The sequence below is a fragment of the Paraburkholderia sp. Cpub6 genome, assembly GCF_014201065.1.
GTDB classification, from domain to species: Bacteria; Pseudomonadota; Gammaproteobacteria; order Burkholderiales; family Burkholderiaceae; genus Paraburkholderia; species Paraburkholderia tuberum.
On sequence record NZ_JACHDM010000024.1, the window covers coordinates 98079 to 104442 of the forward strand.

General features: G+C 61.6%; 5 protein-coding genes and 1 other annotated feature. Of the genes, 2 read left to right on the forward strand and 3 right to left on the reverse strand.

Annotated features, from left to right (window positions below; all coding sequences use genetic code 11):
• Window positions 1–267: 267 nt before the first annotated feature.
• A protein-coding gene (locus tag HDG33_RS29345; protein ID WP_409259089.1) for an IS3 family transposase occupies window positions 268–1502 on the reverse strand; the annotation gives its coding sequence in 2 pieces (ribosomal slippage) (window positions 268–1214 and window positions 1214–1502; 1236 coding nt in all).
• Window positions 1108–1224 (reverse strand) — a sequence feature (AL1L pseudoknot). (Overlaps the previous gene by 117 nt.)
• 243 nt (window positions 1503–1745) lie before the next feature.
• Between HDG33_RS29345 and HDG33_RS29350 the strand changes: the two genes are divergently transcribed.
• Together HDG33_RS29350 and HDG33_RS29355 are read left to right on the forward strand one after the other, a co-directional pair.
• Window positions 1746–2081 carry a hypothetical protein gene (locus HDG33_RS29350; protein ID WP_184037498.1) on the forward strand — a complete coding sequence of 112 codons (336 nt, stop codon included), beginning with the start codon at window positions 1746–1748 and terminating at the stop codon, window positions 2079–2081.
• A 275-nt stretch (window positions 2082–2356) separates the two neighbouring features.
• Window positions 2357–2731 (forward strand): hypothetical protein, encoded by a 375-nt coding sequence (locus HDG33_RS29355; protein WP_184037501.1) that lies wholly within the window; start codon window positions 2357–2359, stop codon window positions 2729–2731.
• Window positions 2732–2737: 6 nt separating this feature from the next.
• On the opposite strand, the gene HDG33_RS29360 is transcribed toward HDG33_RS29355, so the two are convergent.
• Window positions 2738–3928, reverse strand: coding sequence for a M20 aminoacylase family protein (locus HDG33_RS29360; RefSeq protein WP_184037504.1), 1191 nt, complete (start codon window positions 3926–3928; stop codon window positions 2738–2740).
• Between the two features lie 692 nt (window positions 3929–4620).
• Entirely contained in the window at window positions 4621–5982 is a 1362-nt protein-coding gene (locus HDG33_RS29365; protein ID WP_184037507.1) for a GDSL-type esterase/lipase family protein, read from the reverse strand.
• Window positions 5983–6364 lie beyond the last annotated feature (382 nt).

Sequence of the window (6364 nt, forward strand, 5' to 3'; positions counted from 1 at the left end):
CGACCCTACTCGGTCGTTCGGCTCGTCTCTTTCCAATGGCTGCTACCGAGGCGAAACGGTCAACGCCGCAGCTAGCCGCGTCGTTTGCCCGCGCCTGTCCGAGCGTCTTCAGTCGTCCGCCTCGACTCGTGGCTTGTTTGGGCCACGCATCAATAGCGCCGGGGATCGCGGGCCGCGACTGAGCACTCTGCTGTCGCTGGATCGGGGCTGCGTCGCGACGCGGCGGTGCCAGGTGAACCGCCCCGGGATTCGTAGAGGCTGGTTGGTTTAAGTTGATGCCGGCACAGCGATGGTATTGCTGAATTGCCGGTAGTAGTTTGCCTCAGCTTCGGCGGGCGGGATATAGCCGAGAGGTTCCATCAGTCGATGATGGTTGAACCACGCGACCCATTCCAGCGTAGCCAGCTCGACAGATTCTCGAGTTTTCCACGGAGCGCGCCGATGAATCAGTTCGGCCTTGTATAGGCCATTGATCGTTTCAGCCAGTGCATTGTCGTAGCTGTCGCCGCGGCTGCCGACGGATGGTTCGATGCCGGCTTCGGCCAGCCGCTCGCTGTATCGAATGCTGACGTATTGCGATCCCCTATCGGAGTGGTGAATCAACGTGCCGTCGTTGTCTGGTTTGCGAGCGTACAGGACTTGTTCAAGTGCATCCAGAACGAAGTCCGTGGTCATCGATGAACTAACACGCCAGCCGACAATGCGCCGAGCGAACACGTCGACCACAAATGCGACATAGAACCAGCCCTGCCACGTCGAGACGTACGTGAAATCTGACACCCAGAGCTGGTTCGGCCGGTCAGCCTTGAACTGACGGTTGACCCGGTCGAGCGGGCGTTGAGCCGATACTTCGGGGATGGTCGTGCGAACTCGCTTTCCACGCCTCACACCGCGCAAACCCTGTTGCTTCATCAGCCGTTCGACGGTGCAACGTGCCACCGCAATACCCTCCCGGTTCAACTGCTTCCAGACTTTGTCCGCGCCGTAGACCTGCATGTTGGCCTGCCAGACTCGCTTGATTTCCGGACTCAGAAACTCATCGCGTTTCGCTCGGGCACAGCGCCGCGATGGATCGCGAAGCCGTGCGGCATGACGCCGATAGCCCGACGGGGCAATCCGCAAGACCTTGCAGATCGACTCGACACCGAAGGTGTCGCGATGCTGATCGATAAAGGCCTTCAGGACTTCAGGCGGCGGTCGAGTTCCGCCTGGGCGAAAAACGCGCTCGCCAGCTTCAGGATCTCATTGGCACGGCGCAGTTCCTTAACCTCACGCTCCAGTGCCTTGAGGCGCTCACGTTCCGACGCGGTGACGCCCTCACGCTCACCGCTATCAACTTCTTCTCGCTTGACCCATCCCAGCAGCGTCTGGCTCGTACAGCCGATTTTAGGGGCGATGGAATCGATCGCTGCCCACTGCGAGGGATACTCGCCCCGATGCTCTTGCACCATGCGCACAGCACGTTCGCGGACTTCAGCAGAAAACTTGTTCGACTTGTTCATAGCTCCATTCTCTCAAGAGTTGGAGCCTCCACCAAATCCGGGGCGGTTCATTGCTCCCGCGCGCGGTCATCGCCTCGGAAATCAAACGCAACCGCCGCGCCAGCCGACGGCTAGTCCCCAAGCCACATAGAGGCACGTGGCGGGAGTCTCTGGGGGCCGTCCGTCAACGCGGATACAATGTCTGAATTGACGCGCCGGAAGTGCTATGTTTCAGCCCAATAGAGGCTCACATAGGGGGCGGCTATGATCTTGTACACGGCTGGCACAGGCTTATACGAAGCGAAGCTTGCTCTGCTTGAGCAGTTGGACGGCTCCCAACTCAAGCTCCCGCGATTTTTTTCCACTTCGGAGCAACTCCTGTCGTTTCTAAGCAATGCACCGGACGTGAAATTCATCCTTTCCTCAGTTGGGCAGGTGACTGCCGCGGACAATTTGCTCCTGACAAGCGCTTTAGATGCCTATGGACCTCAGTTCGGCGACGTCCTGTGCGGCCTTGTTGCATATGACCGCGCGAACAATCAGGTTCTGACTGTCGGGACCTACATAAACGACAACGTCGCGCGCATTTGGGGAGGATAAGGGATCTGCACGGCGCTGGCGACAACGGCGGCCGTACCGTCATCGGCTCGCCGTGCGACTGTCGACCGAGGCCGTGTGAAAACACAGGCTAAACGCGACGTTCGAAAAAGGCGACCCTTCAGATCGCGCTGTGCTGGCTTGGTAGTGCGTTGGGAAGGGTAAAGCGACACCTGAAAACCGAGGACTTTTGCGTTTTCACACGGCCTCGACCCATTGCCGCCGGTCGAGCCGTCAGGGCTGCAACGGCAGGTATCAGAGTCGAGCAGTCGCTTGGTATGGTCACTCACGGACGAGATTTTGTCTTCTTCATCCCTTCGTTCTACCGCCGCCTTCCCATCAACCTGACAAAGCCGCTCCCGCCCCTGCGACGTCTAAGCTTGTACTTGTTGCGAGCCGTGAACGAAGGCGTGATGTCTTGTGCGAGCGGCGAATGCGGGAGATCTGCACGTCCGGTGCGGGTGAACCGCGCGGTGGTCGAGACGAACCCGGTCACGCAGCCGAACGCCGCCGCTCGAGGAAGCGGCGACGGCCGCCGCCCGCTCTCTGAAGGTTCAGGTCGACGTGCTGCGCGAAGCGATCGAAAACTTCTCGCTGCCGGCCTGACCGCCGCTTCGGCCATGCGTGACGAGCGTCATGCGCATAAAATTTGATAAAAGTTATTGCGCGAGAAACCTTTCGACGAGGCGCGCCCAGTACGCCGCGCCGACCGGAAGGTTGGCATCGTTGAAGTCGTAGTGCGGGTTGTGGACCATGCAGCCGTCCTCGCCCGCGCCGTTGCCGATGCACAGAAACGAGCCCGGGCGCTCGTGCAGCATGAACGCGAAGTCTTCACTGCCCATCAGGATATCCGCGTTCGCGACGACGTTTTCTTCCCCGACGAGTTCGCGCGCCACCTGCGCGGCGAATTCCGTCTCCACGTCGGTGTTCACGACGACCGGATGACCCTCCTCGTACGCCACCACCGCCGTCGCGCCGTAGCTCGCGGCCTGCGCCTGCACCAACTCGGCAATGCGGCGCTTGAGCAGCGCGCGCACTTCCTCGCTGAACGAGCGCACGCTCAGTTCCAGCTTCGCCGAATTCGAGATGACATTGTTCGCCGTGCCAGCATGCAGCGAGCCGACTGTGACCACCGCCGGCTGCGACGGATCGACGTTGCGCGCGACGATGGTCTGCAGCGCCATCACGACGCTCGACGCCACCACGACCGGATCGACCGTCAGATGCGGCCGCGCCGCGTGCCCGCCGACGCCTTCGATCGTGATCGTCACTTTGTCGCCCGCCGCCGTGAACGCGCCCTTGCGGAACAGGAACGTACCCGGCGGCATGCCCGGATGGTTGTGCGCGCCGAACACGGCGTCGCACGGAAAGCGCGTGAAGAGGCCGTCAGAGATCATCTTCTGCGCGCCGCTCGGGACGCTGCGCTCCTCCGCCGGCTGGAAGTACAGATGCACCGTGCCGCTGAAACGCTGCATGCGCGCGAGATGGCGCGCGGCACCGAGGAGCATCGTCGTGTGACCGTCGTGGCCGCATGCGTGCATCTTGCCGTAGGCCGCACTGGCGTAGGGCTTGCCGGTCCGCTCGACGATCGGCAGTGCGTCCATGTCCGCGCGCAGGCCGATGCTGCGCGTGCCCTCGCCCACCTCCAGCGTGCCGACGACGCCCGTCTCGCCGACGTCGCGCGTCACCTGCCAGCCCCATTCGGCAAGCTTCTCCGCGACAAGCGCGGCCGTTCGCAGTTCCTCGAAGGCGAGTTCGGGATGCTGGTGGAGGTGGTGGCGAATCTCGCGCAGGGAGGGGGCATCGTCGGCGAGATCGGGGACTTCGGTGTAGCGGGAAGTGAGAGTCATCGGGGAAGCCTTCGTGTGCCGGGTCGGCGCGGCAGCTTTTGGCTCGTGTCAACATTTACGGGCTGCAAAAGCAACTTGCGCACCGCTACACATGTCGCTCAGTTATAGCAGACGAATTCAGCCGCAAGCGCGGATAACCTCGAGCTATTTGGCCAAGATGCCGGCTGTTTCGGCAGCCTTTTCCAACGGCGGCCTGGTTCGCCGCCGATGGCTTTTACCCAACGGGCCCGTCGGGGCGAGCAGCAGTCGGACCCATATCCGCCGTTCGACCAACCACGGCTCCACCGGCAGCTTCCAACGCCCAAACGGCTATTCGGGCGTTCATATTGACTGGCTCGTAGTTGTCCGTGTCTCTAATTGGCTTGTCCAACTTGATGGCGATTCTCGTAGGCAGGCTCGCCGTTGCTGCACCAAACCTCGTCACTGGCACGCGTTGTCGTGTCTCGACAGGAGAGCAAGTCGGTTAACGGCGGCGGTTGCTCTATGCGACCCACGGCGTGGCCGGTCGACGTGGGCGTGTGTTCGCTAACCGCTGCTAACTGTCCTTTAACAAGCCAACGGTTGTGAACGGCCTCGATTTCCCCGCAGACATCGTTTGAATGGCGCGACGATGTCCTGCCATAAAGGTATCGGACCACTAGCGTCGTTGGCTGAGAATGCGCACGCAGGTTCAGAAACCCAAGATGACGTCATCACTTGAGGCTATCAAGGTCCAATGCGTCGGCAATCGCCTGCATGCCAGCGTCGTTCGGATGCAGGTTGTCACCACTGTTAAAAGCCGGCAGAAAGGAGGCTGGGTCGGCGGGATTGCTCACGGCGCGAGCCTGGTCCAGCACGGCATCGCAGCCGCTCGACGGGCTCAGCACAAACGCGTTGATCGCTTCCCGTGTAGCTTCGATCGCGGGTGTCCAGAACGGCGTACCGCGAAACGGCGTCAGCGTCGAGCAGATAACCTTGACATCGACCACATGCGCGCGGGCGATCAACTGTTGAAACGCGGCGATCAGATCCTGCGCGCTGGCTGGTGCCTCGGTGTTGAGGTTGTTGACGGCATCGTCGGAGACGATAGTCCACTTCACTCCCGGCTGGGCCAACGCGTCGCGATTGAAGCGATTGAGGCCCGATTCGCCCCAGCCATCGGTGAAAAAGTTATTGCCACTGATTCCCTCGTTCAGTACACCGACCGCCATGCCGGCGTCGAACAGGCGCACGGCAAGATCGTTCGGCCAGCGGCGATTAGCGTTGCTGCTGGATGCAGACCCGTCAGTGATCGACGCGCCGAATGCCACCACCGCGCCCGTTGCCTTGGCGTTTTGGACATCGACGTTCGTCAAAAAATAGTATGCCTGACCGGCAGGGTTAGGGGTGAAGCCGGTGAAGCTCGGATCGGCACCGACGTTGCCCGGCGCGACGTAGACGTCCTGTAGCGAGCCGTCGTGGCCAGTCGAATGCGGTGGCGTTCCGCCGGGCAGATACAGGCTGACGGCAATATCCGCGAGTGACGGCACGTCGAAGGGAACAGGGTCGCTTGCGATTGACGCACCTGCGGGCAGTGTCACGCTTTGTTGGCCTCCGAACGTCACCGTTCTCGTGCTGCTGGCGACCGTAATGGGACCGCTGTCACGCAGGGCAACATAAACGTTGCCGATCACGACTGCCTCGCTCCCGTAAAGGTTCGACAACTGCACACGCACGGCAGAACCGCCAATGCTGGTGTGCACGATCTGGCGCACAGTCTCGTTGTTAAACCCCGGTGCATTAGTGACCCATGGTGCGACAGCCCAGGTACCGATCCACGCGATCGATGCCGTGCCATTAGACATTCCTCCGGAACTACTCCCCGATGTTCCGCCGGAGCCAGTTCCCCCACTCGCGCCGGCTCCACTCGCGCCGGCTCCACTCGCGCCGGCTCCACTCGCGCCGGCTCCACTCGCGCCGGCTCCGCCCGCGCCACCACCACCACCGCAGGAAAGACAGACCGCCGCCAAAAGCGCGATCAGCGCGCGTCGAGGCCACGCGCTAGTGCTATCGGCCAAACCTTGCAATCGGTCCATGAGTGCCTCTCAAAGCGGTCTCGAGGACCGCAAGAACGTCGACCTATGCTTGAACAAACGCTTCGACGAAACGTGCACTTTTTATACCCACGGGTCTCCTTGCGTCGGACAATCACACCGATAAACACGCCAGCTACGATCAGCTTGCGGACGTCCATTGTCCGGGGCGGAGCCGACGTTCTAATGTCGGTTTGAGAGAAAGGTCGAACGGCAGAAGATGGCCGACTCCAGTCCACGATGCTCACTGCCCACGCTGCGCAGCAGGAAGATGGGTGGTGTTCTTCCAGGTAGACGAGCGCAACCTCTTGTGGCACCGGGGCTGACTCGATGGCCCCGGGCTCGCCGCACGTCACATCATTCCGCTGTTGCTGCCAGTACTGCC

What these genes read in the sequence shown, in the direction of transcription:
- HDG33_RS29350 (WP_184037498.1), top strand. Translation starts at nt 1,746, where the DNA reads ATGATCTTGTACACGGCTGGCACAGGCTTATACGAAGCGAAGCTTGCT.
- HDG33_RS29355 (WP_184037501.1), top strand. Translation starts at nt 2,357, where the DNA reads ATGGTCACTCACGGACGAGATTTTGTCTTCTTCATCCCTTCGTTCTAC.
- HDG33_RS29365 (WP_184037507.1), bottom strand. Translation starts at nt 5,982, where the DNA reads ATGGACCGATTGCAAGGTTTGGCCGATAGCACTAGCGCGTGGCCTCGA.
- HDG33_RS29360 (WP_184037504.1), bottom strand. Translation starts at nt 3,928, where the DNA reads ATGACTCTCACTTCCCGCTACACCGAAGTCCCCGATCTCGCCGACGAT.